The organism is Ralstonia edaphi (assembly GCF_958350185.1).
GTDB lineage: Bacteria > Pseudomonadota > Gammaproteobacteria > Burkholderiales > Burkholderiaceae > Ralstonia > Ralstonia edaphi.
In genome coordinates this window covers 73,261-97,673 of sequence record NZ_CATWHI010000008.1, presented here as the reverse complement: position 1 = coordinate 97,673, position 24,413 = coordinate 73,261, and the positions used below count along the sequence as shown (strand labels likewise).

22 protein-coding genes are annotated in these 24,413 nt (G+C 64.3%); 1 reads left to right on the top strand and 21 read right to left on the bottom strand.

Going from position 1 to position 24,413, the window contains the following annotated elements:
• Nucleotides 1-38: 38 nt before the first annotated feature.
• The 18 genes from hisB to R2669_RS22665 all read right to left on the bottom strand — a co-directional run bounded on the left by hisB (nucleotide 39) and on the right by R2669_RS22665 (nucleotide 20,399).
• A complete protein-coding gene (gene hisB, locus R2669_RS22750; protein WP_004634601.1) occupies nucleotides 39-629 on the bottom strand; it encodes an imidazoleglycerol-phosphate dehydratase HisB in 591 nt (196 codons plus the stop codon).
• Nucleotides 626-1,750 (bottom strand): histidinol-phosphate transaminase, encoded by a 1,125-nt coding sequence (hisC, locus tag R2669_RS22745; RefSeq protein ID WP_316902125.1) that lies wholly within the window; start codon nucleotides 1,748-1,750, stop codon nucleotides 626-628. The genes hisB and hisC overlap by 4 nt, the downstream gene beginning before the upstream one ends.
• A gap of 16 nt (nucleotides 1,751-1,766) precedes the next feature.
• A complete protein-coding gene (gene hisD, locus R2669_RS22740; protein ID WP_316902123.1) occupies nucleotides 1,767-3,095 on the bottom strand; it encodes a histidinol dehydrogenase in 1,329 nt (442 codons plus the stop codon).
• Nucleotides 3,092-3,781 carry an ATP phosphoribosyltransferase gene (gene hisG, locus R2669_RS22735; RefSeq protein ID WP_004634593.1) on the bottom strand — a complete coding sequence of 230 codons (690 nt, stop codon included), beginning with the start codon at nucleotides 3,779-3,781 and terminating at the stop codon, nucleotides 3,092-3,094. Before hisG ends, hisD begins: the two co-directional genes overlap by 4 nt.
• Nucleotides 3,782-3,800: 19 nt before the next feature.
• Nucleotides 3,801-5,066, bottom strand: coding sequence for a UDP-N-acetylglucosamine 1-carboxyvinyltransferase (gene murA / locus R2669_RS22730; protein WP_027680232.1), 1,266 nt, complete (start codon nucleotides 5,064-5,066; stop codon nucleotides 3,801-3,803).
• A gap of 98 nt (nucleotides 5,067-5,164) precedes the next feature.
• Nucleotides 5,165-5,401 carry a BolA family protein gene (locus R2669_RS22725; RefSeq protein WP_024542178.1) on the bottom strand — a complete coding sequence of 79 codons (237 nt, stop codon included), beginning with the start codon at nucleotides 5,399-5,401 and terminating at the stop codon, nucleotides 5,165-5,167.
• Between the two features lie 58 nt (nucleotides 5,402-5,459).
• A complete protein-coding gene (locus R2669_RS22720) occupies nucleotides 5,460-6,248 on the bottom strand; it encodes an ABC transporter permease (RefSeq protein ID WP_027680233.1) in 789 nt (262 codons plus the stop codon).
• Nucleotides 6,245-7,210 (bottom strand): ABC transporter ATP-binding protein, encoded by a 966-nt coding sequence (locus R2669_RS22715; RefSeq protein WP_316891593.1) that lies wholly within the window; start codon nucleotides 7,208-7,210, stop codon nucleotides 6,245-6,247. The genes R2669_RS22720 and R2669_RS22715 overlap by 4 nt, the downstream gene beginning before the upstream one ends.
• Before the next feature lie 251 nt (nucleotides 7,211-7,461).
• On the bottom strand, nucleotides 7,462-7,773 hold the full coding sequence (locus R2669_RS22710) for an STAS domain-containing protein (RefSeq protein ID WP_316891592.1): 312 nt from the start codon (nucleotides 7,771-7,773) through the stop codon (nucleotides 7,462-7,464).
• A gap of 74 nt (nucleotides 7,774-7,847) precedes the next feature.
• Nucleotides 7,848-8,483, bottom strand: a complete 636-nt coding sequence (locus R2669_RS22705) for an MlaC/ttg2D family ABC transporter substrate-binding protein (protein WP_316876730.1) — start codon at nucleotides 8,481-8,483, stop codon at nucleotides 7,848-7,850.
• Between the two features lie 152 nt (nucleotides 8,484-8,635).
• Nucleotides 8,636-9,439, bottom strand: a complete 804-nt coding sequence (locus R2669_RS22700; protein WP_147215146.1) for an MlaA family lipoprotein — start codon at nucleotides 9,437-9,439, stop codon at nucleotides 8,636-8,638.
• A gap of 3 nt (nucleotides 9,440-9,442) precedes the next feature.
• The gene (gene mlaD, locus R2669_RS22695) at nucleotides 9,443-9,964 is read right to left on the bottom strand and encodes an outer membrane lipid asymmetry maintenance protein MlaD (RefSeq protein WP_147215144.1); all 522 of its coding nucleotides are present in this window, start codon (nucleotides 9,962-9,964) and stop codon (nucleotides 9,443-9,445) included.
• 37 nt (nucleotides 9,965-10,001) lie between these two features.
• A complete protein-coding gene (mlaE, locus tag R2669_RS22690) occupies nucleotides 10,002-10,769 on the bottom strand; it encodes a lipid asymmetry maintenance ABC transporter permease subunit MlaE (protein WP_045203038.1) in 768 nt (255 codons plus the stop codon).
• The gene (locus tag R2669_RS22685) at nucleotides 10,766-11,599 is read right to left on the bottom strand and encodes an ABC transporter ATP-binding protein (protein WP_316902120.1); all 834 of its coding nucleotides are present in this window, start codon (nucleotides 11,597-11,599) and stop codon (nucleotides 10,766-10,768) included. Before R2669_RS22685 ends, mlaE begins: the two co-directional genes overlap by 4 nt.
• A gap of 269 nt (nucleotides 11,600-11,868) precedes the next feature.
• Nucleotides 11,869-12,909: a Bug family tripartite tricarboxylate transporter substrate binding protein gene (locus tag R2669_RS22680; protein ID WP_316891590.1), complete on the bottom strand. Its 1,041-nt coding sequence runs from the start codon at nucleotides 12,907-12,909 to the stop codon at nucleotides 11,869-11,871.
• A gap of 177 nt (nucleotides 12,910-13,086) precedes the next feature.
• Nucleotides 13,087-14,550: a glutamate synthase subunit beta gene (locus R2669_RS22675; protein WP_147215139.1), complete on the bottom strand. Its 1,464-nt coding sequence runs from the start codon at nucleotides 14,548-14,550 to the stop codon at nucleotides 13,087-13,089.
• Between the two features lie 140 nt (nucleotides 14,551-14,690).
• Complete coding sequence (locus tag R2669_RS22670) at nucleotides 14,691-19,412, bottom strand: glutamate synthase-related protein (RefSeq protein ID WP_316891589.1); 4,722 nt, start codon at nucleotides 19,410-19,412, stop codon at nucleotides 14,691-14,693.
• Between the two features lie 261 nt (nucleotides 19,413-19,673).
• Nucleotides 19,674-20,399 (bottom strand): transposase, encoded by a 726-nt coding sequence (locus R2669_RS22665; protein WP_316902117.1) that lies wholly within the window; start codon nucleotides 20,397-20,399, stop codon nucleotides 19,674-19,676.
• 250 nt (nucleotides 20,400-20,649) lie between these two features.
• Between R2669_RS22665 and R2669_RS22660 the strand changes: the two genes are divergently transcribed.
• Nucleotides 20,650-21,324, top strand: a complete 675-nt coding sequence (locus R2669_RS22660) for an OmpW/AlkL family protein (protein WP_316902115.1) — start codon at nucleotides 20,650-20,652, stop codon at nucleotides 21,322-21,324.
• A 221-nt stretch (nucleotides 21,325-21,545) separates the two neighbouring features.
• Here the strand turns inward: R2669_RS22660 and R2669_RS22655 are convergent, their stop codons facing one another.
• From R2669_RS22655 to R2669_RS22645, 3 genes are read right to left on the bottom strand one after another with little or no spacing between them, the layout of a single operon-like run.
• Nucleotides 21,546-22,712 (bottom strand): deoxyguanosinetriphosphate triphosphohydrolase, encoded by a 1,167-nt coding sequence (locus tag R2669_RS22655; RefSeq protein WP_316876722.1) that lies wholly within the window; start codon nucleotides 22,710-22,712, stop codon nucleotides 21,546-21,548.
• 19 nt (nucleotides 22,713-22,731) lie between these two features.
• Nucleotides 22,732-23,838: a 3-dehydroquinate synthase gene (gene aroB, locus R2669_RS22650; RefSeq protein WP_316902113.1), complete on the bottom strand. Its 1,107-nt coding sequence runs from the start codon at nucleotides 23,836-23,838 to the stop codon at nucleotides 22,732-22,734.
• Nucleotides 23,835-24,407 (bottom strand): shikimate kinase, encoded by a 573-nt coding sequence (locus R2669_RS22645; RefSeq protein WP_316876718.1) that lies wholly within the window; start codon nucleotides 24,405-24,407, stop codon nucleotides 23,835-23,837. Before R2669_RS22645 ends, aroB begins: the two co-directional genes overlap by 4 nt.
• Between the last annotated feature and the right edge of the window lie 6 nt (nucleotides 24,408-24,413).

The following is a 24,413-nucleotide window of genomic DNA, read 5'->3' as shown; positions in this document are numbered from 1 at the left end:
TTTGAGTCGGGTAGGCGCGGCCAGGCCGACGCAGTGATTTACAGGGCGCCCTTGGTCGACGGAATCGTGCCGGCTGCGCGCGGATCGATCTCGACCGCCATGCGCAGCGCGCGGCCGAAGGCCTTGAACACGGTTTCGATCTGGTGGTGCGCGTTGACGCCGCGCAGGTTGTCGATATGCAGCGTCACGCCGGCATGGTTGACGAACCCGCGGAAGAATTCGATGGACAGGTCCACGTCAAAATTGCCGACGCGCGCGCGCGTGAACGGCACGTGGAACTCCAGGCCCGGACGGCCCGAGAAATCGATGACCACGCGCGACAGGGCCTCGTCCAGCGGCACGTAGCTGTGGCCGTAGCGCACGATGCCCTTTTTGTCGCCGATGGCCTTGGCGACGGCCTGGCCCAGCGTGATGCCGACGTCTTCCACGGTGTGGTGATCGTCGATATGGGTGTCGCCGGTGGCCGAGACGTCGAGGTCGACCATGCCGTGACGGGCGATCTGGTCGAGCATGTGGTCGAGGAAGGGGACGCCGGTATTCAGCGTCTGCTTGCCCGTGCCGTCCAAATCAAGGGCGACGCGGATCTGCGTTTCAGAGGTGTTGCGAGTGACCTCGGCACGGCGGCTCATGGGGCTTCCTGCATCGATGCGACAAAGGCATCGATAAATTGCGCGTTTTCTTCGGGATTGCTGACCGTCACGCGCAGACAGTTGGCCAGCAACGGGTGCATTTTACTGACGTTTTTAATCAGAATCCGCCGATTGAGCAGGCGCTCGAACAAGGCGGCGGCATTCGGCACGCGCAGCAGGATGAAATTCGCCGCGCTGGGGAACACCGTCACGCCGGGCTGCGCCGACAGCACATCGATCAGCTTGGTGCGCTCGGCGCGCAGGGTCGCTGCCTGGGCATCCAGCACGTCCACGTGTTCGAGCATGAACTGGGCGGTCGCCTCGGTCAGCACATTCACGTTATACGGCGGGCGCACCTTGTCCAGTTCGACGATCCACTTCGGGTGGCCGGCCACGTAGCCGAGGCGGATGCCGGCTAGGCCGAGCTTGGAGACGGTGCGCATCACCAGAAGGTGATCGAAATCGCGCAGGCGCGGCATCCAGCTCTGTTGCGCGAACGGCTGGTAGGCCTCGTCGACCACCACCAGGCTCTGGCACACCGGGCCGCGTGCGGCGCGGATGATCGCGTCCATGTCGGCCGCGTCGAACAGGTTGCCCGTCGGATTGTTCGGGTACGCCAGGTAGATGACGGCGGGCTGGTGCTCGGCCATGGCCGCCAGCATCGCTTCTCGGTCCAGCGTCAGGTCCGCCTTGAGCGGTACGCCGACAAAGTTCAGGCCCAGCAGCTGCGCCGACATCGCGTACATCACGAAGCCCGGCACCGGCGCCAACACGGTCGCGCCCGGCTTGGCCGCGGCAATGGCGATCAGGCTGATGATCTCGTCCGAGCCGTTGCCCAGCAGCACCTCGGCGCCGGCCGGCACGTGCATCACCTGCTTGAGCTGCGCCTTCAACGCGTCGGCGGTCGGCACCGGGTAGCGGTTGAGCGCAACTTCGGCCAGGCGCTTGCCCAACGCGTCGCGCAGCATCGCCGGCAGCAGGTACGGGTTTTCCATCGCGTCCAGCTTGACCATGCCGGTGGCGTCGGGCACGTGGTACGCGCCCATGGCGCGAACGTCGTCGCGCACGATGCGGGCGAGCAGGTCATCCAGAGGGGCTTGGGCCGGAGCGGTGGCGGTCATCGTCGTGCGGCGGAGGTTATTCGGACGTGGGGCGTTGCAGGCGATATTCGGCGCTGCGGGCATGCGCCTGCAGGCCTTCGCCGTAGGCCAGTTCGGCAGCAATCTCGCCCAGCATCTGCGCGCCGGCTTCGCTCACCTCGATCAGGCTCGAGCGCTTGATGAAGTCGTACACGCCCAACGGCGACGAGAAGCGCGCCGTGCGCGACGTGGGCAGCACGTGGTTCGGGCCTGCGCAGTAGTCGCCCAGCGATTCGCTGGTGTACTTGCCGAGGAAGATCGCGCCGGCGTGGCGGATGCGCTCGGCCCACTGGCGCGGGTTCTCTGCCGAAATCTCCAGATGCTCCGGCGCGATGTCGTTGGCGATGTCGCACGCCTCTTCCATGTCGCGCACCTTGATGAGCGCACCGCGGCCCGACAGCGACTCGGCAATCACGCTCCGGCGCGGCATGTCTTCAAGCTGACGGTTGATGCTGGCTTCCACCTGCGCGATGAACTCGGCGTTCGGGCACAGCAGAATCGACTGAGCCAGCTCGTCGTGCTCCGCTTGCGAGAACAGATCCATCGCCACCCAATCCGGATCGGTCGTGCCGTCGCAGATGACCAGGATTTCCGACGGACCGGCAATCATGTCGATGCCCACGGTGCCGAACACGCGACGCTTGGCAGCGGCCACATAGGCGTTGCCCGGGCCGACGATCTTGTCGACGGCGGGGACGGTGTCCGTGCCATAAGCCAGCGCACCCACGGCCTGCGCGCCGCCGATGGTGAACACGCGGTCCACACCAGCGATGCAGGCGGCGGCCAGCACGAGGTCATTGCGCACGCCACCGGGCGTGGGCACCACCATGATGATTTCCTTGACGCCCGCCACGCGCGCCGGGATTGCGTTCATCAGCACCGACGACGGGTATGCCGCCTTGCCGCCCGGCACGTAAATGCCCACGCGGTCGAGCGGCGTGACCTTCTGGCCGAGCACCGTGCCGTCAGCTTCGGCGTATTCCCAGCTGTGCGTGCCGCACTCGATCTTCTGCTTCTCGTGATACGCACGTACGCGGGCGGCGGCGGCTTCCAGCGCCGCGCGGCGCGTGGGCTCCAGGCCGTCCAGCGCAGCTTGCAGCACGGTGGGCGACAGCTCCAGCGCGGCTACGCTGTCGGCCTCGATGCGGTCGAAGCGGTGCGTGGCCTCCAGCACGGCGGCATCGCCGCGCGCCTTCACGTCGGCCAGGATCTGCGCAGCGGCGCGGTCGATGGCTTCGTCTTCGCTCGCTTCGAACGCGAGCACCTGGCGCAGTTGCGCCGCGAATCCGGCGTCAGCCGAATCCAGCTTACGAATGGTCAGGCTCATGCGGGTTCCCCAGCACGCTCGTCCTGGGCGGAGGCGCGCTCGAAAGCGTCGAGGATGGGCGCCAGCCGGTCACGCTTGAGTTTCAGCGCGGCCTGGTTGACGACGAGTCGGGACGAGATCTGCACGATCTCCTCCACCTCGACGAGGTTGTTCGCGCGCAGCGTGCCGCCCGTGCTGACGAGGTCGACGATGGCGTCAGCCAGGCCCACCAGCGGGCCCAGTTCCATCGAGCCGTACAGCTTGATCAGGTCGACGTGCACGCCCTTCTTGGCGAAGTGCTCGCGCGCGGTATTCAGATACTTCGTCGCGACCGACAGGCGCGCGCCCTGGCGCACCGCGTTGGCGTAATCGAAGCCCTTGGGCACCGCCACCGACATGCGGCAGCGGGCGATGTTCAGGTCGATGGGCGCATACAGGCCCGCCATGCCGTGCTCCATCAGCACGTCGCGGCCGGCCACGCCGAAGTCCGCCGCGCCGTATTGCACGTAGGTCGGCACGTCGGAAGCGCGCACGATGATCACGCGCAGCGCAGGGTCGGAGGTCGGCAGGATCAGCTTGCGCGAGGTTTCCGGATCTTCGGTCACCTCGATGCCGGCGGCCTTCAGCAGCGGCAGCGTCTCTTCAAAGATGCGCCCTTTGGACAACGCCAGCGTGAGCTGGTTGGAGGCGGACTGGAATGCGTTCATGACCGGCGGGTTCCTTACCTTACGCTTGAATGCGGCGGATCTTGGCGCCGACAGCGGACAGCTTGTCTTCGATGCGGTCGTAGCCGCGATCAAGGTGATAGATGCGATCGACCAGCGTCTCGCCCTGCGCGATCAACCCGGCGATGACGAGGCTGGCCGAGGCGCGCAGGTCGGTTGCCATGACGGTCGCGCCCGACAATTGCTCGACGCCCGTCACCACGGCCGTCTTGCCGTCGATCACGATATTGGCGCCCAGGCGGTTCAGTTCCTGCACGTGCATGAAGCGGTTTTCGAAGATGGTCTCCGTTACCGTGGCAGAGCCTTCCGCAATGGCGTTGAGCATCATGAACTGCGCCTGCATGTCCGTCGGGAACGCCGGGTACTCTGACGTGCGGAAGCTCACGGCCTTGGGGCGGCCCGTCATCTGTACACGGATCCAGTCGTCGCCCGTAGTGAGCGTCACGCCGGCTTCGCGCAGCTTGTCGAGCACGGCATCGAGGATGCCCGGCGGCACGCCGCGCAGCGTCACGTCGCCGCCGGCTGCTGCCACGGCGCACAGGAACGTGCCGGCCTCAATGCGATCGGCAATCACGGTGTGGGCGGCGCCATGCAGTGCTTCGACGCCCTGGATGACCAGGCGGTCCGTGCCGATGCCGTCGATGCGCGCGCCCATCTTCACGAGCAGATTGGCGAGGTCGGTGACTTCCGGCTCGCGTGCGGCGTTTTCGAGCACGGTTTCGCCGTCGGCCAGTGCAGCGGCCATCAACAGGTTTTCCGTACCCGTGACCGTCACCATGTCGGTGACGATGCGGGCGCCACGCAAGCGCTTGGCGCCATCAGCAAGCTTGGCTTCGATGTAGCCGTGTTCGATCACGATCTCGGCGCCCATGAGCTGCAGGCCCTTGATGTGCTGGTCGACCGGGCGCGCGCCGATGCCGCAACCGCCCGGCAGCGACACACGCGCATGGCCAAAGCGCGCCAGCAGCGGGCCCAGCACCAGGATCGACGCACGCATCGTCTTCACGAGGTCGTACGAAGCTTCAGGCGTATGGATCGTCGCAGCGTCGAGCGTGAGGTTGTGACCGTCGAGCACGCCTTCCACGCCCATCTGGCGCAGCAGCTTGAGCATCGTGCGCACGTCCTGCAGGTTCGGCACGTTGCTCAGCGCCAGCGGCTCGGCCGTCAGCAGCGCGGCGCACATGATGGGCAGCGCGGCGTTCTTGGCACCAGACACGCGGATTTCGCCCGACAGCGGGCCATTGCCTTCGATCAGCAGTTTGTCCATGAGCGAGACGTCTCGTCGATCACGTTGGGAGGGGCGCTCGGCGAGCGCAAGGTCGGAATCGGTTGAAACGGTAACCGGGGTGGGATCAAGCTCGGCCATCAGGACTGCCACTCCGCCGGGGTGAGCGTCTTCATGGACAGCGCGTGGATTTCGGCGCGCATCCGCTCACCCAGCGCGGCGTAGACGAGCTGGTGACGCTGGATCAACCGCTTGCCTTCAAATTGCGCGCTGACGATGGTGGCAAAAAAGTGCTGGCCGTCGCCCTCGACTTCGAGGTGCTCGCACGGCAGGCCGGTTTCGATGTACTGCTTGACTTGTTCGGGTGTGGGCAACATGGCCGTCCCTTCTCCAAAAACGTTAGGGTGGTGCGTCGTTCGTTTTGTTATCGACGCATCAATGGCGCAGCTTGTAGCCCGTGCGCAGCATCTGCAGGGCCACTCCCCCCACCACGACCAGCGCGATCAGCATCACGCCGAGGCTCGTCGCCACCGGCACATCGGACACGCCGAAGAAGCCGTAGCGGAAGCCGTCGATCATGTAGAAGAACGGGTTGGCGTGGGACACCGCCTGCCAGAACGGCGGCAGTGAATGAATCGAATAGAACACGCCTGCCAGGAAGGTGGCCGGCACGATCAGAAAGTTCTGGAACGCTGCGAGCTGGTCGAACTTTTCAGCCCAGATACCGGCGATCAGCCCCAAGGTGCCCAGCACGCTCGCGCCCAGCACGGCAAACACGATGATCCACAGCGGCTGCGCGAAGTGCAGGTGCGCAAACAAGGTCGTCACGACGAGCACACCGGTCCCCACGGCCAACCCGCGAATGATGGAGGCGCACACATACGCGCCGAACATCTCCCAGTGCGACAGTGGCGGCAGCATGATGAACACCAGGTTGCCGGTGATCTTCGACTGGATGAGCGACGACGAGCTGTTCGCGAACGCGTTCTGCAGCACGCTCATCATCACCAGGCCCGGCACTAGGAAGGCGGTGTAGCTCAACTGGTCGAACACCTTGACGCGATCTTCCAGCACGTGGCCGAAGATCAGCAGATACAGCAGCGCGGTCAGCACCGGCGCGGCCACGGTCTGGAAGCTCACCTTCCAGAAGCGCAGGACTTCCTTGTACAGCAGCGTGCGGAAACCGACCCAACGGCCCGGCAAGCTCTCGGGAATGGCGTTCATGCAGCGGGCTCCAGCGCAGAATCAGGAATGGCAGGCGTTTGGGGCCCGAGGGGCAATCCGCCTTCGCGGCGCATGATCTGCACGAACACGTCTTCCAGATCGGCCTTGGCGACTTCCATGTCGTCGATCTCACATCCGGCGAGGCGGCACGTGGCGAGAATCTGCTCGACCTCGCCGTAGCCCGACAGGCGCAGGCGCACGCCGCGCTCACCGTGGTTGCCCGGCAGGCGCAGACTTTCGAGCGATGCCGGCAGCGCGCCCTTCGCAAAGCTCAGCACCAATTGCAGCCCGGCAAATTGCGACAGCAGATTCGCCGTGCGATCGAGTGCAACCACCTCGCCAAACTTGAGCATGGCAATGCGGTCGCACAGGGATTCGGCCTCTTCCAGATAGTGCGTGGTCAGCACGACGGTGTGGCCCTCGCGATTCAGGCGCGAGATGAATTTCCACAGCGTCTGGCGCAACTCGACGTCCACCCCGGCGGTCGGCTCGTCCAGCACGATCACGGGCGGGCGGTGTACCAGCGCCTGCGCCACGAGCACGCGGCGCTTCATGCCGCCCGACAGCGCGCGCATGTTGGCGTCGGCCTTGTTGGTCAGGTCCAGGTTGGCCATGACCTCGTCGATCCAGTCATCGTTCTTGGTCAAGCCGAAATAGCCCGACTGCAGGCGCAGCGTTTCGCGCACCGTGAAGAACGGATCGAACACCAGTTCCTGGGGCACCACACCGAGCTTGCGACGCGCCGTGCGGTAGTCGGAAACGACATCGTGACCGAGCACGCGCACGTGGCCCGAATCGGCGCGATTCAGGCCCGCGAGGATGGAGATCAGCGTGGTCTTGCCCGCGCCGTTGGGGCCCAACAGGCCGAAAAACTCGCCCTGCTCGACGGACAGGCTCACGCCCTTGAGCGCTTGCAACGACTTGTAGCGCTTGCGGACGTCAGCGATTTCGATGGCTTTCATGGCCGACAAAGTGAACTACCCTGCGCATCTCGTGGCCATGGATCGACAAGATCATGACGGCCGCGGATGCCGCACACGGCGGCGGCAGAGCGACAAACCCAGAATTATAGGGGAACTGCACCAACTCACGGCGCCGCACCGTGCGACGCCGAACCGCGAATGCCAGAGCCGCGCGCGGCGTTCTGGCCGGAGCGCGGCATCGCGATGACAGGTTCGGAGCATTCACCCCGCGCCCAACACCGGACGCCGCCTCAATGTCGAGCGTGAGGGTGGGCTGCAGGGGCCGGCGCGATGGCCAGCAGGGACTCCACGCCGTACAGCGTGGCGAGATTGGACAGCGCTTGCGGAGCGCCTCCGATATCGAGCGCGATACCGGCATCCTGGGCCGTGCGCTGCCACGACAGCAGCACCGCCAGCGCAGACGAATCCACCTGCGACAAGCCGGCGCAATCGACGTGCAGCGCGGCAATGCCGGCTTCGCGCGCTTGGCCGAGCTGAGCCTCGCCCTCGCGCAGAACGCGCGGCGCTTCGCGGTGAGTCAGCGGGCCGGACAAGGTCAACATGGTGAAAATGGATGCATCAGAAAAAGAAACAGCGGCCAAACTTGACCGCTGTGTCGATTCTACCGGAAGGCCGCTTACTTTGCCGGGCCCTTCTCGAGCTGCGCGTTGCGCTCGTTCAGGAAGCTCACCAGGCCGGCCACGCCGCCACGCTTGCTGATGACATCGGCAAACTGGTTCTTGTACGTTTCCGACAGCCACAGGCCGCTGATGTTGATGTCATACACCTTCCAGCCGCCGGCCGTCTTTTCCAGACGGTAGTCCAGGGCCACCGGCTCGCCGTTGTTGTTCACGGTCGAACGCACCACCACGTCGGTGTCATCGGCCGCCGCGCGGAACGGCTTGTACGAAACGGTCTGGTTCTTCACATTCGACAGCGCGCCGGCGTAAGTGCGAATCAGCAGCGTTTTGAAGCCTTCCTGAATCTGTTGCTGCTGCTCCGGCGAGGCCTGATTCCAGAAGCGGCCCATGGCGATCTGCGTGGTGCGCTTGAAATCGGCGCGCGGCACGATCTTCTGGTCGACCAGCTGGAATACCTTCGCCATGTTGCCGCTGCGCAGTTCCGGATCGCTCTTGATGGTGGTGAGCACGTCGTCCACGGCTGTCTTGACGGTGGCCTGGGCATCGGCTTCCTGGGCGTGGACCGGCGCAACTGCCACGGCAGCCGTCAGCGTGAGACCAGCGAACAGGGAGCGGAGAAGCGTCTTCAACATATCGCGTCCTTATAGTGTGATTTTGGGGTCGCTTGCGGCACATTCGCCGCAATCTTGTTGGCGATTAGAACAGACCGCCCGCAGCCAAGTTCGTGCGGGACAGCCAGTTTTACGCCTTGTCACCTTTGAGGCGACCTTGTTACGTGTACCCATCAGCGGCGGAAGACCGGCCAGTTGGGCGTAAAGCGATGGTATGGAGAGACCGTCGTGTCACCCGTATCCGGCGAAGTCTTGTTGTCCTGATCTTCCGGGAGGTTGCCGTCATAGATCAGGTAGCGGCGGCGCTGCAGATAGGCGTCGCGCAGGAAGGTGTACTTGTCGACCGCGGCCTGTTCGAACACATTGCTGGCCCCGAGCAGGTTTGCGCGCACGTCAACCACGCGCAGCGCCGCCAGCGAGTAGGTGATCGCGCTGTCATGCCAGTACGTGAGCGGGTCCATCTGCCAGTCGACCAGGAAACCCACGGTGTCACGTGCGGTGCTCGGGCCGAGCAACGGCCAGACGATGTACGGCCCCGACGGCACGCCCCACACGCCCAGCGTCTGGCCGAAGTCTTCCTTGTGCTTGGGCAGGCCGGCGTCCGACGCAATGTCGATCAGCCCACCCAGCCCCAGCACGGTGTTGATCGCGACGCGCATGGTGTCTTCCAGCGCGGCCGTGCCCTTCAACTGCAGCAGGTTGTTGACGGCCGAATAGACGTCGCCCGCATTGGAGAAGAAATTCGACACCGCCGTGCGCGCCGGCGACGGCACCACATCGACATACGTTTGCGCAACCGGCTTCAGCACGCCCTTGTCGAGGTCTTCGTTGATGCGGAAGACTTCGCGGTTGAACGGCTCGATCGGATCCGCCGGATTGGCATTCGGCCCCGTCGCACAGCCGGCCAGCAACGTGGCGCCCGCAGCAACGGCCAGCGCAAAGCCGCGCAGCGAAAGGATGGATGTTGTTGTTTTCATGATTTATTTGCTCCCACTGCCCTCAGCCGGCTTGGCTCCGCCGGCACTTCCGTTGGCGTTGCCGGCACCGGCATCCGCAGCCTTGCTGTAGAGGAACTGGCTGATCAGGTTTTCCAGCACCACCGCCGACTGTGTCATGGTGATCTTGCTGCCGCTGGCGAGCATCGCCGAGTCACCGCCCGGTTCAATGCCAATGTATTGCTCACCGAGCAGACCCGACGTCAGGACCTTGGCCGAACTGTCTTTCGGAAACTGATAGCGCTGGTCCATGTCGAGCACGGCGATGGCCTGGTAGCTCTTGTCGTCGAACAGGATCTGCGACACGCGGCCGACCACCACACCGGAACTCTTGACCGGAGCCCGCACCTTCAACCCACCGATATTGTCGAAGGCCGCCTTCACCTGGTAAGTCTTGGCAAACGAGAACGAGCTCATATTGCCCGCTTTGAGCGCCAGGAATAGCAGCGCAATGATGCCTACCAGAACGAACAGGCCGACCCAGAAATCGAGGACGCTTTTACGCATGATCTTTTCTCGTTGAACGCTAACGACAACCGGCGGCTCAGCTGAACATCAGCGCCGTGAGTACGAAATCCAGCGCCAGCACGGTCAGCGACGCGATCACCACCGTCCGGGTAGTCGCGCGCGAGACGCCTTCCGGCGTGGCTTTGGCCTCATAGCCCTGATACAGCGCAATGAAGGTGACCGCCACACCAAACACGACACTCTTGATGACGCCGTTGAGCACGTCGTCCATGACATCCACGCCGGCCTGCATCTGCGACCAGAACGCGCCGGGGTCCACACCAATCAGCCCCACGCCGACGAAGTATCCGCCCAGAATACCCACCGCACTGAAAATCGCCGCCAGCAGCGGCATGGCAATGAAGCCCGCCCAGAAGCGCGGCGCCAGCACGCGGGCCAGCGGATCAACGGCCATCATCTCCATGGCGATCAGCTGCTCGCCGGCTTTCATCAGACCAATCTCGGCCGTGAGCGAGGTACCGGCGCGACCGGCAAACAGTAGCGCCGTCACCACCGGCCCCAGTTCGCGCACCAACGACAGCGCAACCAGCAGGCCCAACGCCTGTTCGGAGCCGTAGCGATTGAGCGTGTTGTATCCCTGCAAGCCAAGCACGAAGCCAACGAACAGGCCCGACACAGCGATGATGATGAACGAATCATTGCCGACGAAGCGCAGCTGCTCGATCACCAGGCGCGGGCGGCGAAGCACGTCGCCGGAAGCGCCAATGAGCGAAATCAGCGTGCGTGCGGCGTAGCCGAAGCGGCTGATCAGCACCAGAACGAAGCGGCCGATGGCGGAAATCATTGCGCGCCTCCGCTCTTGCCCAGACCGAAGTCATCGGCCAGCGGCGCCCCGGGATAATGGAACGGCACGGGGCCGTCCGCCTCGCCGTGCACGAACTGGCGGACGAACGGATCGGTCGACGCGGTCAGTTCAGCCGGCGTGCCCTGGGCTGCAATGCCACCGTTGGCAATGAAATAGACGTAATCGGCGATGTGGAACGTCTCCTGCACGTCGTGCGAGACGATGATGCTGGTCGCGCCCAGCGCGTCGTTCAGCTTGCGGATGAGCGACGCGGTCAGGCCCAGCGAGATCGGGTCCAGCCCGGCAAACGGCTCGTCGTAGAGGATGAGCGACGGATCCAGCGCAATGGCGCGCGCCAATGCCACGCGTCGCGCCATGCCGCCGGAAATCTCCGAGGGCATCAGGTCGCGGGCCCCACGCAGGCCGACGGCGTTCAGCTTCATCAACACCAGATCGCGGATGAGCGGCTCGGGCAGCTCGGTATGTTCGCGCAACGGAAATGCCACGTTGTCGAAGACGGACAGATCGGTAAACAGCGCCCCGAACTGGAACAGCATGCCCATCTGGCGGCGCGCGTCGTACAGCGCGCGCTTGTCCATGGCGCCGATGTCCTGACCGTGCACACGCACAGTGCCGGCGGCGGCGCTCACTTGGCCGCCGATCAACCGCAGAATCGTTGTCTTGCCACAGCCCGAACCGCCCATGACGGCCACCACGCTGCCCTTGGGCACGCGCATGCACAGGCCGGACAGGATGCGCCGCGCACTTGGCTGGTAGGCGAAATCGACCTGATCGAGTTCGACAACGGCGTTGGAAGGCTGGGTGGACACGGTGGAGTTCGGTGCAGAGGGCTCGGCAGGTTGGCGGCTTCATGCTGCCGCATCTCGTTGTCTTGACTACCGCGGGCTGGCCAACGGAGGCGGGTTCGCGCGGCCCGCCATTATAGGTGGAAACCCGCGTAGCCCGTCAGTCACGCCATGCTTACCGACAGGTTGTGTGGCTTGTTCGCCGCGCTGTGGGTTTTCGTGTCTTGCGGGATGCTGAAAGTGGTGCGCTTGCGAGGTTGGAGGATGGCGCGACAGCCCGCACCGAAAGTGGATTATTCGCCACTATCCAGCCGTAGATCAGCTTGGCGAATCACCCCCTGCCAGTGCGTCGCGTCGCGGCGCACTGCTTGGGCGAACGTGTCGGGCGCGTCCCATTCCGGCTCGAACCCACCGGCGAGCAACGTGGCATGGACATCGCCCGAAGCGACGGCGCGGCGCAGCTCGACAGCCGCGCGCATCGAGAGGGGGCGCGGGGTGCGCGCCGGCATGAAGGTACCGATCCAGGCGCTGCGATCGAATCCGGCGAGACCGCCTTCGCGCAGCGTCGGCACAGCGGGCGCGAAACGGGAGCGCGCGCCGCCCGTCACCCCGAGCAACCGCAACTGGCCGTTGGCCGCCGCCGCCGCGACGCTCGGATAACACGCAAAACACGCCGTCATGCGGCCAGCCAGGATTTGCTGCACGAGCCCCGCTTCACCGCGAACGGCCACATGCGGCGCATGGAAAGCGTAGTCGCGCACAAACTGCTCGGCGACGAGGTGCGACCACGTGCCGACGATATCCGAGCCGCAATTGACCGTGACGGACTCACCACGCGCCTGCGCAAGCAGATCGGTGACGGAATGGATCGGCAAGCGCGCATCGACGGCGAGAAACAGTGGCAGCGTGGCCACCATCGCCACCGGTTGGAAATCGCGCAGCGGGTCATACGACGCCGGTTCCAGCGCGGGCTGGGCGACGAACGTGGTCTGTTGGAGCAGCAGCGTATGGCCATCGGACGGCGCGCGGGCCACAGCTTCACCGGCGGCCATGCCATTGGCCGCGGGGCGATCTTCGACGCCCACTTCGCGGCCGACCTGCTGCTGCAACTGCGTCGCCAGCGCCCGGGCGAGTGCATCAAACGCGCTGCCTTCCGCCGCCGGCACGACGAGGCGCAGCGGTTGCGACGGATACCCTTGCAGCAACGCACGCGCAGGCGACGCCAGCATCGCCGGCAGCACGCCCAGCCACGCAAGCGTGCGGCGCCGCTGCCGATCCGGCACATCGGGCGCAGGAGGCACATCTGCACGCACATTGCGGGTGCGAGGTCGCATGAGGCAGTCGGGGATCACGGGGAAATCTCATTCTAGAAATCCGCCTGTCCGCCCTGCACTCATGTAAACCATGTCGACGTAAACCATGAGGCATGACGCTGCCGCCACCGCACCTGCGTCACAAACAAAAAAGCCCGCCGAGGCAGGCGGGCTTGAGTCAAACGGTCAACCGCGTGGTCAGCGCGGCAGTTCCGAATGGCCCATGAGAAACGCATCAACCGAACGGGCAGCCTGGCGGCCTTCCCGGATCGCCCACACAACCAGCGACTGCCCGCGGCGCACATCGCCGGCGGCGAAGACCTTCGGCACGTTGGTGGCGTAGGCGTTGTCGCCTTCGGTGGCCGCACGCGCGTTGTTGCGCGCATCCTTCGTCACGCCAAAGGCGTCCAGCACGCCGCCGACCGGGTTGGTAAAGCCCATCGCCAGCAGCACGAGATCGGCCTTGAGCGTGAACTCGCTGCCTGGCACTTCGGTCATCTTGCCGTCCTTCCACTCCAGGCGCACGGCGGTGAGACCCGTCACACGGCCGTTCTCGCCGATCAGCGCCTTGGTGGCGACCGACCAGTCGCGCTCGCAGCCTTCGTCATGCGACGACGACGTGCGCAGCTTGATCGGCCAGTACGGCCACACCAGCGGCTTGTTCTCTTCTTCAGGCGGACGCGGCAGCAGTTCGAACTGCGTGACCGATGCGGCGCCATGGCGGTTGGACGTGCCAACGCAGTCCGAACCCGTGTCGCCGCCACCGATGACGATGACATGCTTGCCGTCAGCGCGGATCGGGTTCGGTGCATCGCCGGCCACTTCCTTGTTCTGCGGGATGAGGAATTCGAGCGCGTAATGCACGCCGTCCAGATCACGGCCCGGCACCGGCAGATCGCGCGGCACTTCCGACCCGCCCGTCAGCACGACGGCGTCGAATTGCTTGAGGATGTCTTCCGCGGCGATGGTCTCGCGAGCGTCGTTGGCGATGCCGGCGGGAACCGTCTTGTCGCCTACCATCACACCGGTGCGGAACGTCACGCCTTCAGCTTCCATCTGCTGCATGCGGCGGTCGATCTGCGCCTTTTCCAGCTTGAAGTCGGGGATGCCGTAGCGCAGCAGGCCGCCGATGCGATCGTTCTTTTCGAACAGCGTCACGTCGTGACCAGCGCGCGCCAGTTGCTGTGCTGCGGCCATGCCAGCCGGGCCCGAGCCGACCACGGCCACGGTCTTGCCGGTCTTGTGCTTCGGCACTTGCGGCGCGACCCAGCCTTCTTTCCAGGCCTTGTCGATGATGGCGTGCTCGATCGACTTGATGCCCACCGGCAGTTCGTTGATGCCCAGCGTGCAAGCCGCTTCGCACGGTGCCGGGCAGATGCGGCCCGTGAACTCGGGGAAGTTGTTGGTCGAGTGCAGCACCTCAATCGCGGTCTTCCAGTCCTGGCGATACACCAGGTCGTTGAAGTCCGGGATGATGTTGTTGACGGGGCAGCCGTTGTTGCAGAACGGAATGCCGCAGTCCATGCAGCGCGCGCCCTGGATCTTGGCTTCGTTGTCCGCCAGCGCGAACACGAATTCCTTGTAATGCTTCACGCGCGCTTCGGGCGCTTCGTATGCCTCGTTCTGGCGGGGAAATTCGAGAAAACCGGTCGCCTTGCCCATGGTGTCCTTCCTGGCCCGATGCTGCTCCGCCGGCACAGTCGCGCCAGCCAGGCAGTCGAGCCTGTCTTGTGAGGTTGCGTTGTATTCGTTGGTGGCGAACGGCCGATCAGCAGATCAGCCATTCGCCCAGTCGGCGGAAATCAGGCTGCGATCTGTTCGCGGCCGGCTTCCTGTTCGCGTTCGTACATCTCGGCCAGCGCACGCTTGTACTCGGTCGGGAAGACCTTGACGAAGCGGCGGCGCGCGTTGTTCCAGTCGGCCAGCAGCTCCTTGGCACGCTCGGAGCCGGTGTAGCGGAAGTGCTTTTCCACCAGCGCCTTGAGCAGTTGCTCGTCGAGCACGCGCTCGCCGTTCACCTTGTGCCAGGTCGACGGCGTGTGGGCCTTCTCCTGGTCGGCCGCCGACAGCACGGATTCCAGTGCGACCTGCGCCGTGTTGCAACGCTTGTCGAACAGGCCGTCTTCGTCATAGACGTAGGCGACGCCGCCCGACATGCCTGCCGCGAAGTTGCGGCCGGTGGCGCCGAGCACGACGACGGTGCCGCCGGTCATGTATTCGCAGCCGTGGTCGCCTGTGCCTTCCACCACCGTGGTGGCGCCGGAGTTGCGCACTGCAAAGCGCTCGCCGGCCACGCCATTGAAGAACGCCTCACCAGCCAGCGCGCCGTACAGCACGGTGTTGCCGACGATGATGTTGTTGGTCGGCTCACCGCGGAACTCGTGCGGCGGGCGCACGATCACGCGGCCGCCCGACAGGCCCTTGCCCACGTAGTCGTTGCCGTCGCCCACCAGGTCCAGCGTGATGCCGTGCGCCAGGAACGCGCCGAACGACTGGCCGGCCGTGCCCTGCATCTGCACGTGGATCGAGTCATCGGGCAGACCTTCGTGACCATAGCGCTTGGCCACTTCGCCCGAGAGCATCGCGCCCACGGTACGGTTGACGTTGCGCACCGGCTGGATGAACGAGACGCGCTCGCCCTTCTCCAGCGCAGCCTTGGCCTTCTCGATGAGCTGATGATCCAGCGCGCGATCCAGGCCGTGGTCTTGCACATCGACCTGGTAGCACGGCTCGCCTTCCTTCTTGGCCGGTTGATAGAAGATGCGCGCGAAGTCCAGACCGCGGGCCTTCCAGTGTTCGATACCGGCCTTCGTGTCGAGCAGATCCGCGCGGCCGATCAGCTCGTTGAACGTGCGAATGCCAAGCTGCGCCATGATTTCGCGCACTTCTTCTGCCACGAAGAAGAAGTAGTTCACCACGTGCTCGGGCTTGCCCGAGAACTTCTTGCGCAGCACCGGATCCTGCGTCGCCACGCCGACCGGGCAGGTGTTCAGGTGGCACTTGCGCATCATGATGCAGCCTTCAACCACCAGCGGGGCGGTCGCAAAGCCGAACTCGTCGGCGCCCAGCAGCGCACCGATCGCGACATCACGGCCGGTCTTCATCTGGCCGTCGGCCTGCACGCGGATGCGGTTGCGCAGGCCATTGAGCATCAGCGTCTGCTGCGTCTCGGCCAGGCCCAGCTCCCACGGCGTGCCGGCATGCTTGATCGACGACCACGGCGAAGCGCCGGTGCCGCCGTCATGACCGGCGATCACCACGTGGTCTGCCTTGGCCTTGGCGACACCTGCCGCCACTGTGCCCACACCCACTTCCGACACCAGCTTGACCGACACGTCCGAACGCGGGTTCACGTTCTTCAGGTCGTGGATGAGCTGCGCCAGATCCTCAATCGAATAGATGTCGTGGTGCGGCGGCGGCGAGATCAGCCCCACGCCCGGCACCGCGTAACGCAGCTTGCCGATGTAATCCGTCACCTTGTGGCCTGGCAGCTGACCGCCCTCGCCGGGCTTCGCGCCCTGCGCCATCTTGATCTGGATCTGATCAGCCGAAGCCAGGTACTCGGCCGTCACGCCAAAACGGCCCGACGCCACCTGCTTGATCTTTGAGCGCAGCGAATCGCCTTCTTGCAGTTCCAGATCGCGCTCGACCACTTCGCGGCCGATCACGTCCGACAGCTTCGTGCCCTGCTTGATCGGAATGCCGCGCAGTTCGTTGCGATAACGACGCTCGTCTTCACCACCTTCGCCCGTGTTCGACTTGCCGCCGATGCGGTTCATCGCCACGGCCAGCGTGGTGTGTGCTTCGGTCGAAATCGAACCGAGCGACATGGCGCCCGTCGCGAAGCGCTTGACGATCTCCTTGGCCGGCTCGACTTCTTCCAGCGGAATCGCGCGGGCCGGGTCCACCTTGAACTCGAACAGACCGCGCAGCGTCATGTGGCGCTTGCTCTGATCGTTGATGAGGTTCGCGTATTCCTTGTACGTCTGGTACGAATTCGCGCGCGTCGCATGTTGCAGCTTGGCGATCGAATCCGGCGTCCACATGTGCTCTTCGCCGCGGACGCGGTAGGCGTATTCGCCGCCGGCGTCCAGCATGTTGGCCAGCACCGGCGCATCGCCAAAGGCGTCGCGATGCAGGCGCAGCGCTTCTTCAGCCACCTCGAAGATGCCGATGCCACCCACGTTCGATGCCGTGCCTTGGAAGTACTTGTCGACCAGCTCACGCGACAGGCCGATCGCCTCGAAGATCTGTGCGCCGGTGTACGACATGTACGTCGAGATGCCCATCTTGGACATCACCTTGTGCAGACCCTTGCCGATCGCCTTGGTGAAGTTGTAGATGGCTTTCTCGGCGGTCAGGCCAAGGCCAGGCGCCAATTCAGCCAGCGTCTCCATTGCCAGGTACGGATGCACGGCTTCCGCGCCGTAGCCGGCCAGCAGCGCGAAGTGGTGTACTTCGCGGGCCGAACCCGTTTCGACGACCAGGCCCGTGCTCGTGCGCAGGCCCTTGTCCACCAGGTGATGGTGGATGGCAGACGTGGCCAGCAGCGCCGGAATGGCGGCCTGCTTCTCGTCGACCGCGCGGTCGGAGACGATCAGGATGTTGTAGCCCGACTTGACCGCATCGACAGCCTCGGCGCACAGCGAGGCCAGGCGCGCTTCGATGCCTTCCTTGCCCCAGGCCACCGGGTAGCAGATGTCCAGCTCGTAAGCCATGAACTTGCCGCCGGTGTAGTGCTCGATGTTGCGGATCTTCGCCATGTCCTTGAAGTCCAGCACGGGCTGGCTCACTTCAAGGCGCATCGGCGGGTTGATGTTGTTCAACTCCAGCAGGTTCGGCTTCGGCCCGATGAACGAGACGAGCGACATCACCACGTTTTCGCGGATCGGGTCGATCGGCGGGTTCGTGACCTGCGCGAACAGTTGCTTGAAGTAGTTGTAGAGCGTCTTGTTCTTGGACGACAGGACGGCCAGCGGGCTGTCGTTGCCCATGGAGCCGGCGGCTTCTTCACCGTTGGCGGCCATCGGCGTCATCAGGAACTTGACGTCTTCCTGCGTGTAGGCGAAAGCCTGCTGACGGTCCAGCAGCTTCGCGGCCGGCTTGGTTTCGGCGGCCACGTCTTCCGGCTTGGCTTCCAGCTCGTCGAGCTTGATGCGCACGGCATCGATCCAGCTCTTGTACGGCTTGGCGTTGGCCAGGTTGTCCTTGAGTTCCTTGTCGTCGATGATGCGGCCTTGCTCCATGTCGATCAGGAACATCTTGCCCGGCTGCAGGCGCCACTTCTTGACGATGCGCGACTCGGGGATCGGCAGCACGCCGGCTTCCGACGCCATCACGACCATGTCGTCGTCGGTGACGTAATAACGCGCCGGACGCAGGCCGTTACGGTCGAGCGTTGCGCCGATCTGGCGACCATCGGTAAAGCAGATGGCGGCGGGGCCGTCCCACGGCTCCATCATTGCGGCGTGGTATTCGTAGAAGGCGCGACGGTTGTCGTCCATCAGCGTGTGCTGTTCCCACGCTTCCGGAATCATCATCATCATCGCCTGGGCCAGCGGATAGCCGGCCATCGTCAGCAGTTCGAGGCAGTTGTCGAACGATGCCGTATCGGATTGGCCCGGATAGATCAGCGGCCAGAGCTTCGGCAGGTCATCGCCCAGCACCGGCGACGAGATGCCGCCCGTACGCGCGTTGATCCAGTTGACGTTGCCCTTGACGGTGTTGATTTCGCCGTTGTGCGCAACCATGCGGTACGGGTGCGCCAGTTCCCATGCGGGGAACGTGTTGGTCGAGAAACGCTGGTGCACCAGCGCCAGCGCCGACACCGTGCGCGGGTCTGCGAGATCCTGGTAATAGCGGCCGACCTGTTCGCACAGCAGCAGGCCCTTGTAGACGATCGTGCGCGCCGACATCGATGGCACGAAGTATTCCTTGCCGTGCTTGAGCTTGAGCGCCTGGATGGCGTGGCTGGCGGTCTTGCGGATCACGTACAGCTTCCGCTCCAGCGCGTCGGTGGTCATGATGTCGCGGCCGCGCCCGATGAAGATCTGGCGGATCACCGGCTCGGTCTTCTGCACCGTGGGCGACATCGGCATGGTCTTGTCGACCGGCACGTCGCGCCAACCCAGCACAACCTGGCCCTCCAGGCGCACGGTGCGCTCAAGTTCCTGTTCGCATGCGAGGCGCGAGGCGTGCTCCTTCGGCAGGAAGATCATGCCGACGCCGTATTCGCCGGCCGGCGGCAGGTTGATGCCCTGCTTGGCCATCTCTTCACGGAAGAACTGATCGGGAATCTGCAGCAGGATGCCGGCCCCGTCGCCCATCAGCGGGTCGGCACCAACCGCGCCCCGGTGATCCAGGTTGTGCAGGATGCGCAAGCCTTGCTGGACGATCTCGTGGCTCTTCTTGCCCTTGATGTGGGCGACGAAGCCGACGCCGCAAGCGTCGTGTTCATTGGTCGGGTCGTACAGACCCTGGGCCGACGGCGCTGACGGCGTGATGGGGAAGGAATGTTGTTCCACGGCGATCTTCCGATGTTGTGGGTACAGCGCGCCGTGGAGGGCCCTCGCGATGGTGCGGATGCGGTGGCAGACAGGCAATGGCGCGCCGCACCATGAATGCGGGGTGAAACGAATATAAAAGAGTGGCCTGTAACAGGCAAAAGTTTTTAAATGGGGTCGGAGTAAATTAATAAATGCACGACATCAGTGCGGGTTTATTAATGGGGACAGGTTAAATTCGACCGCAATCGCGCGGACCATGCATCACTGCGCCACCATCCCTTATTCGGTATGCGCGGTGCTTTCCGATCCGGCTTCTTCGGGTTGGCGCGGCGGCCGACCCTTGGGCAATGGCGCGACGCGACGGCCTCCGGTGCGCGCGAGTGTTGCCAGAAACGCTTCATTGCCAAGCGGCCAGCCGCTGTGCACGTGCTGGCGAATCTGCGCGAGCTGGTCCGAGCCCAAACCTTCATGCCACAAGGTCCGGTAGCGTGATTGGCGCTCGAACGGCGTATTGCCAAGCCGCCAATAGCAATAGTGGTCACTCACCCACGGGATCGATTGGATGCCGACGTGGTGACGATACGTGCTCCATCGGTCTTCTTCCGGCGTGCTGATGAGGCCCGCGCGCACGGCGTTCGACTCCACATACAGCAGGATCGGCAGTACCCATTCGGCCGGGTCCAGCACGGTCGAGCGGAAACGCCCTTCCCACAGCGTTCCACTCCGATCGGCGGCGGCGTTGAAGTAACGCGTGTAGCGTCGTCCGACGGCCTGCAGCGTGCGCGAGAGGCTTTCCGCCACCTTGGGCGTGCCGACCAGATGGACGTGATTCGGCATCAGCGAGAAACCATGGATCGCGAAGTCATGCTCGCGCGCCGCCATGCGCAGCGTGTCGAGGTAGAACGCGTAGTCCTCGTCACCACGAAAGACGGCTTGGCGATTGTTGCCGCGCTGCAACACGTGCACGGGGACGTCGGTCGGACTGAGGCGAGGCAGGCGGGCCATGGAGGAAACAGCGCAACGAAAAACGCCATCGTAGCCTGAACGCCGCGAACCTGTCCCCAATTTTCAGCAGGCAAACGCTTGCATGGCGGCTGTCGTGGAGATGCGACGGCGGAGTTTGCGTGCCGTCAAATCGGCGGCCTTACATGCCACCCACGACAGGCAGAACTTGATCCCGAGCAAATCGGCTGGGCGACTTCCCCGCGAGACTGGCTTCCATCACATCACGAGACAACACGAGAGGGAGCGATTCATGGCTTTTCACCGCCTAGCCGTTGTTGCTGTAGCCGCCGGCATGCTTGCCGCCGTATTCAGCCAGACCACCTTTGCGCAGAGCGCAGATTTGGCGCCGGCCACCGGCAACTGGATGGTGCGCCTGCGCGCCGTCAACCTGACAGCCGCCAATAAATCCGATGCGGTACCTGCGCTGGCCATTCCGGCTGACGCGATCCAGATCAACAACAAGGTCCTGCCTGAGCTGGACATTTCGTACTTCTTTACACCGCACCTCGCGGCCGAGCTGATCCTGACCTACCCGCAACAGCACGACGTGACCGTCATGCAAAGCGCGCTCGGCGGCCCGACCAAGATCGGCAATTTCCGCCACCTGCCGCCGATTCTGACAATGCAGTATCACTTCACGCCCGAGTCGCGCTTCAAGCCGTACGTGGGTGCAGGCATCAACTACACGCGCATCTCGAATGTGAATTTGCAAGTGCCGGGCGTTGGTCCGCTGGATCTCAGCAAAAACAGCTTCGGTCCCGCGCTGCAGGCAGGTTTCGACTACCGCCTGACGGAACGCCTCTACTTCAACGTCGACCTGAAAAAGACCTGGATCAGCGCCGACGTGAAGATGGCCGGCCAGACCATCAGCAAGGTCAAGGTTGACCCGTGGCTGCTGGGCATTGGCCTGGGCTATCGCTTTTAAGGGAGGACGATCAGCGAACTGACACTGTCCTGATCGACTTTTACCGACGTGCCGCAGGGGCCGTCGACGGCGGGGGCGCTCGTCGGCGGTGGTTGGCGCGTTCGGCCCGGCATGCGTTGGGGCGGCCGGGCATTTTTTTTGGGCGCTCGGTTTAGAGCTGCTGATGCCAAATCGTTGGCAAGCTGCGCGCGGGTTTGCGGCGCGACCGAAGCCGCCGTCGCTCAAACCGCATCCACAGCAAAGATGCGGCGATGCTCCTTGATGGCGTAACGATCCGTCATGCCAGCGATGTAATGCGCAATCCAGCGCGGCTGCTCTTCGGGGGCGTCTTTCGCCTGGTATTGCGGCGGCAGCAGGCGCGGGTCATCCATGAAGGCGCGGAACAGATCGTCGATGATGCGGCGAGCCTTCGCGGCCATGCGCATCACGAGGTAATGCCGATACAGGTTATCGAACAGGAACCGCTTGAGCGCGCGCGCCTCTTCGCGCATCGGATCTGAGAACGCAACGAGCGCCGGCGCGGCACGCACATCGTCGATGCATTGCGGCGCGACTTCAGCGATGCCCGCGCGCGTGGTGCCGATCAGATCGACGATCAGCGCGTTGATCATGCGGCGAATGGTTTCGTTGATCAGGCGTCGGCCACTGACGTCCGGAAACGCCGCCTCGGCTTCGCGCCGGTGGACGGCCCACAGCGGCACGTCTTCGAGTTGCTCCAGCGTGATCAGGCCGGAGCGCAGGCCGTCGTCGATATCGTGGTTGTTGTACGCGACCTCATCGGCGAGGTTGGCAAGCTGCGCTTCCAACGAAGGCTGTTGCCCCTCGAGAAAGCGCCGCCCAAGGTCACCCAGCGTGGCTGCGTTATTGCGCGAGCAGTGTTTGAGAATGCCTTCGCGCGTTTCGAACGTCAGGTTCAGCCCGTCGAAACCGCCGTAGCGCTCTTCCAGCCGGTCGACCACGAGGAGGCTCTGCAGATTGTGCTCGAAGCCGCCGTACGGCTTCATGCAATCGTTGAGCGCATCCTGCCCGGCATGGCCGAACGGCGTGTGGCCCAGATCATGTGCCAACGAAATCGCTTCGACGAGATCCTCGTTCAGGCGCAGGCTGCGCGCGATCGAACGGGCGATCTGCGCGACTTCCAGACTGTGCGTGAGCCGCGTCCGGAACAAGTCGCCCTCGTGGTTCACGAAGACCTGCGTCTTGTATTCAAGCCGGCGGAAAGCGGTGCTGTGGATGATGCGATCGCGGTCACGCTGGAACTCGGTGCGCGACGTGGACGGCGGCTCGGCGTGGACGCGGCCGCGCGTCTGCGCCGAATGCGCGGCGTAGGGAGCGAGAGGGCCCTCGAGATCGAACGGCGCGGACGGCACATCAAATCGGTCGTTCATCGGGCCATCTCGTCTTGTCTCAGGCGACGGGCGCTTCGGTGGGTGGTCGCAGCACGGCGTGCTGCAAGGTGGCGCGCAAGTCGGCGTCGGGCACCGTGGTCACAAACGCCTGGCCCAGCTTGCGCAGCAGCACGAATTTGATCTCGCCGGCTTCGGCTTTCTTGTCGACGCGCATCAGGTCGATGAACCGATCGACGCCGAGGTCCGGCGCCACCGTCGGCAGGTCGGCCGCACGCGTGAGCGCAGTGATCCGGTTGCGGGTGTCGATGTCAATGAAGCCCAGGCGATGCGACAGGTCCGCCGCCATCACCATGCCACAGCCGACCGCCTCGCCGTGCAGCCACTCGCCGTAGCCGAGGCCTGCCTCGATGGCGTGACCAAAGGTATGGCCGAAATTGAGAGTAGCTCGCAGGCCGGTTTCGCGCTCGTCCTGCGCCACGACAGCCGCCTTGATGCGCACCGAGCCGCGCACGGCTTCGGCCATCAGGTCGGTATCGCAATCGTTGAGGCCCTTGATGTTCTGCTCGATCCAGGCGAAGTAATCGGCATCGGCAATCGCACCATGCTTGATCACCTCGGCCATGCCGGCAGCGAGCTCGCGTGCCGGCAAGGTGCGCAGCGTATCGATATCGGCCAGCACCGCCTGCGGCTGGTGAAACGCGCCGATCATGTTCTTGCCCAGCGGGTGGTTGATGCCCGTCTTGCCGCCCACCGAAGAATCGACCTGCGACAACAGCGTCGTCGGCACCTGGATGAAGGGCACGCCGCGCATGTAGCAGGCGGCGGCAAAGCCCGTCATGTCGCCAATCACGCCGCCACCGAGGGCGATCAGCGTGGTCTTGCGATCTGCGCCTGCGGTCAACAGCGCATCGAAGATGCGGTTGAGCGTGTCCCACTTCTTGAACGATTCGCCATCAGGCAGCACGACCGTGTCGACCGCCTTGCCGAGCGAACGAATGACCGCTTCGACCTTGGCCGCATACAACGGTGCGACGGTCTCGTTGGTGACGATCACGGCACGCGCGCCGCGAATGTGTGGAGCGAACAACTCAGCTCTGGACAGCAGCCCCGAGCCGATATGGATCGGATAGGCGCGATCGCCAAGGTCAACATCAACGGTAATCATGACTGAGGGGAGACTTGCGAAGAGGTGGGCGCGCCTGCAGGCGGTACCACGATGCCGGCCACCTCCAGTTGCATCAGCACCATATTAACAAGCTGGGCGACGGTGGGCTTGCCGGTTTCGATGACAAAGTGCGCCACGTCACGGTACAGCGGATCACGGATCGCGTGCAGTTCCTCCAGCTTGGCACGCGGATTTTCTGTCTGCAGCAGCGGCCGGTTCTTGTCGTGGCGCGTGCGTAGATACAGGTCATGCGGATTGGCACGCAGGTAGATCACCGTGCCGCGTTCACGCAGGAACGCCCGGTTTTCGGCCCGCAACACGGCGCCGCCGCCCGTGGCGATGACCACGCCATCGCGCGCGGTCAGCTCGTCGATCATGTGGGTTTCGCGGTCGCGGAAACCCACTTCGCCCTCGTGCTCGAAAATGACGGGCACGCGCACGCCGCAGCGTGCTTCGATCTCATGATCGGAGTCGAAGAACGGCAGATCGAGCCGACGCGCCACCGCCCGGCCGACCGTGGTCTTGCCCGCGCCCATCAAGCCGACGAAAAAAACGTTCGAAACAGACAAAATCGC